The 3,597-nt window shown below is 66.9% G+C and carries 2 protein-coding genes; both read left to right on the top strand.

Annotated elements, in window-relative coordinates; genetic code table 11:
* Positions 1–213: 213 nt before the first annotated feature.
* Positions 214–2,295, top strand: a complete 2,082-nt coding sequence (locus MOV75_RS31055) for a methyl-accepting chemotaxis protein (RefSeq protein ID WP_247007226.1) — start codon at positions 214–216, stop codon at positions 2,293–2,295.
* 131 nt (positions 2,296–2,426) lie between these two features.
* Positions 2,427–3,365, top strand: a complete 939-nt coding sequence (locus MOV75_RS31050; RefSeq protein ID WP_247007225.1) for a dihydrodipicolinate synthase family protein — start codon at positions 2,427–2,429, stop codon at positions 3,363–3,365.
* Positions 3,366–3,597: the final 232 nt, after the last annotated feature.

The raw sequence follows: 3,597 nt of genomic DNA, 5'->3' as shown, positions 1-3,597 counted from the left end.
AGTTCGCCCAGCGGCTGCGCACCGCCGAGGCGCGCGAGGCGTTCACGGCCTTTGCCGAGCGCCGCCCGCCCGATTTCACCAAGGTCGCATGAGGGGACGCGGCCTGCCAGGAAGAGCGGCGGACACAACCGCAGGTGTTTGGTTAAAGTCTTAACCAAACCTTGGCATGTCGCGATGCAAGGTGGCCTCTCGTGAAGAGTAGGCCCCCGACCCATGACGATGTTTAAGAAATCGGTAAGTTCGCTTCTCCTGACGCTGATGGCGCTGCTGGCCGCCGGCGCGCTGGCCTCTACGGCGACCCAGATGGTTGGGGCCTTCGGCCGCTACAGCGACAGTCTCGAGACCGAACGGCTTGCGAATGCCGACAAGGCGATCTTCCATGGCGTGCTGTCGTTGCGCAACAATCGGGGCGATGCCCAGAGTGCGCTGCTTGGCGAGGACGATCCGCGCGCCAAGCTCGGTGCCGCCGAGAAGGCGGAGCAGGCCGGCTTTGACGCCATTGTCGCGGCGCTCTCCACCGTCGAATTCGTCCGCCGCGACGAGCTCGCAAGCACGCTGAAGCAGCGCTGGAGCGAGGCCGCGCCGAAGTTCCAGCTGTTCTACGACGAGGCGAAGCTGCCGCGTGCCGAGCGCAAGGTCGAGCGCACCGCACCCTGGTACGATGGCGTCACAAAAGTAATCGAGACCGCCAATCTCGCCTCCACCGCGGTGTCGAACCGCGCCTGGACCAACGATCCCTTCATCGCCCGCATGATCCAGGCCCGCCGGCTCGCCTGGCAGGTGCGCGACCGCTACGGCATCCAATGCTCGACCCTGCGCCCGAACGTCAACACCTCCAAGCCGCTCGACGAGATCCAGAAGCAGACCGTGGCCGGCTGGAACGGAATCGTCACCGCCGGCTGGACCGGCATGGAGGAACTGCTCGCTGCGCCTGACGTGACGGCGAACCTCGTCAACGCGGCGAAGGAAGCGCGCGCCAAGACCGACGGCGTCCTCAAGCAGATCGGCGATCTCACCAAGAATTTCGACGGCAGCGGCCGTCCGGCGATGCCCGCGGCGGAATGGAACGCGCTGTGCCAGTCGCCGTTCGCGCCCATCGTCGCTGTCGCCAACACGGCGCTCGACCAGTCGATCGCGCGTGCGGAGATGGTTCAGGCGAAAGCCCTCACCAACCTCATCGTGCAATCGCTCGCGTTCCTGCTCGCGCTGGCCGTGACCCTGACCGGCGTGTACGTGGTGCGCAATCGCCTGATGCGCCCGGTTCGCGCCATTCTTGACGCCATCGCCCGCATCAGCGCACGCGACTATGCGACGCCGGTGCCGCAATCCCGGCATCCGGACGAATTCGGCACCATGGCCGCCGCACTCGAAAGCCTGCGCGAGAGTGCGGCGACCGCGGAACGGCTGGGCCAGGAACGCGAATCGCAGCAGGCGCTTCAGCTGGCCCGCTCCGGCACGGTCGATTCCGCATGCCGCAGCTTCGACGACACCGTGCAGGCGGTCATCCAGAGCGTTGTGGCCTCGACGCGGGAGCTCGATGCCACCGCGACCGGCGTGCGCTCGCTGGTCTCGCAATCGAGCAGCCAGACCGCAGCGGTCTCCTCCGCCGCCGAGCAGGCCACCAACAATCTCGAGACCATCGCGGCGGCGACCGAGGAACTCTCCGCATCCGTCGGCGAGATCTCCGCGCAGGTGCAGTCCAGCGCCCGCGAGGCCCGCGAAGCGGTGTCGCAGGCCGAGCAGACCAACGCGACGGTCGAGATCCTCGACCAGACCGCAAGCCGCATCGGCGAAGTCGTGAAGATGATCAACGCCATCGCCAGCCAGACCAACCTTCTGGCCCTGAACGCCACCATCGAAGCCGCGCGCGCGGGCGAGGCCGGTCGCGGTTTCGCCGTGGTCGCCGGCGAGGTCAAGAGCCTCGCCTCTCAGACGGCGACAGCGACGGAAGAGATCTCGCGTCAGGTCGAGGAGATCCAGGGCGCGACGGGACAGGCGGTGACCGCCATCCGCGCCATCGGCGGTGCCATCAGCGGCATCGATGAGAAGATGACGGCGATTGCCGCCGCCGTCGAAGAGCAGCGCGCGGCCACCACCGAGATCTCGCGCAACTTCCAGCAGGCCGCGCAAGGCACCCGCGAGGTCACCGACACCATCGGCAGCGTTGCCAGGCTTAATCAGGAGACCGGCAACGCCGGCACGGTGTTGTCGGACTCCGTCAAGAAGATGTCGGCCGACGCCGATCGCCTCCGCGTCGCGGTCGAGGGCTTTTTGGGAGCGGTGAAGACCGCGTAGTTTCGCCTCATTCTTCCATCCTGACGTCGTGCGTTCGGCATTGCCGTCGATCCGCGCGGCGGCTACATCTGTGCCGCCTCGCTCCGTGAGCGCAGCGCCAGACGTAAGACACATCAGGGATGGAGAGTTCGATGCCGGTCACCCCCCACAAGGCCCAGCGCCCTTATCGCGGCGTGTTCCCGGTCGCGCCCACCATCTTCGACGAGCGCGGCGAGCTCGACCTCGAGGGACAACGCCGCTGCATCGATTTCATGATCGATGCCGGCTCGAATGGCATCTGCATCCTCGCCAATTTCTCCGAGCAGTTCGTGCTCACCGATGCCGAGCGCGAAACCGTGATGCATGCGGTGCTGGAACATGTCGCGGGCCGGGTTCCCGTGATCGTCACCACCACGCATTTCAGCTCGGCCGTCTGCGCCGCGCGCAGCCAGCAGGCGGAGGCGGCGGGCGCCGCCATGGTGATGGTGATGCCGCCCTATCACGGCGCGACCTTCCGGGTGCCGGAGAAGGGCGTCGTCGAATTCTTCCGCGTGCTCTCGGGCGCGATCAAAATTCCCGTCATGATTCAGGACGCGCCGGTGGCCGGCACGCCGCTGTCGGTCGAGCTGCTCGCGCGGCTGGCGCGCGAACTCTCGAACATCCGCTATTTCAAGATCGAGGTAGCAGGCGCGGCCTCGAAGCTGCGCAGCCTGATCGAGGCCGGCGGCAAGGACATCGAGGGTCCCTGGGACGGCGAGGAGGCGATCACGCTACTGGCCGATCTCGATGCCGGCGCCACAGGTGCGATGACCGGCGGCGGCTATCCCGACGGCATCCGCCAGATCGTCGATCCCTATTTCGCCGGCGATCGCGAGAAGGCGAAGGCCGCCTATGAGCGCTGGCTGCCGCTGATCAACTACGAGAACCGCCAATGCGGCCTGATCGCCTGCAAGGCGATGATGCAGGCCGGCGGCGTGATCAAGTCGGACGCGGTGCGCCATCCGCTCCAGCCGCTGCATCCGGCAACGCGCGCGGGCCTGCTGGAACTCGCCAAGGAGCGCCATGCGCTGGCGCTGAGGTGGGGGAAGTAGAGCCACACACTCCACAGTCGTAGGGTGGGCAAAGCGACTTGTCCGCCGTAGCTCGCAGAGCGAAGGCGGAAGCGTGCCCACCAACCTGTGTGCCGTCGAGGAGCGTGGTGGGGACGGCGCTCAGCGCCTTTGCCCACCCTTGTATTAGGGCGATCGATTATATTGAGCCGTTCCGTGAGGAATGGCCCAGCCCGGGTGGCCGCCCGAGCTGGGTCGCCGTTCGATCGGATCG

It is taken from the genome of Bradyrhizobium sp. PRIMUS42 (assembly GCF_023006515.1).
Classification (GTDB): Bacteria; Pseudomonadota; Alphaproteobacteria; order Rhizobiales; family Xanthobacteraceae; genus Bradyrhizobium.
The sequence above is the reverse complement of the archived record's forward strand: the minus strand, read 5'-3'. Positions and strand labels throughout refer to the sequence as shown.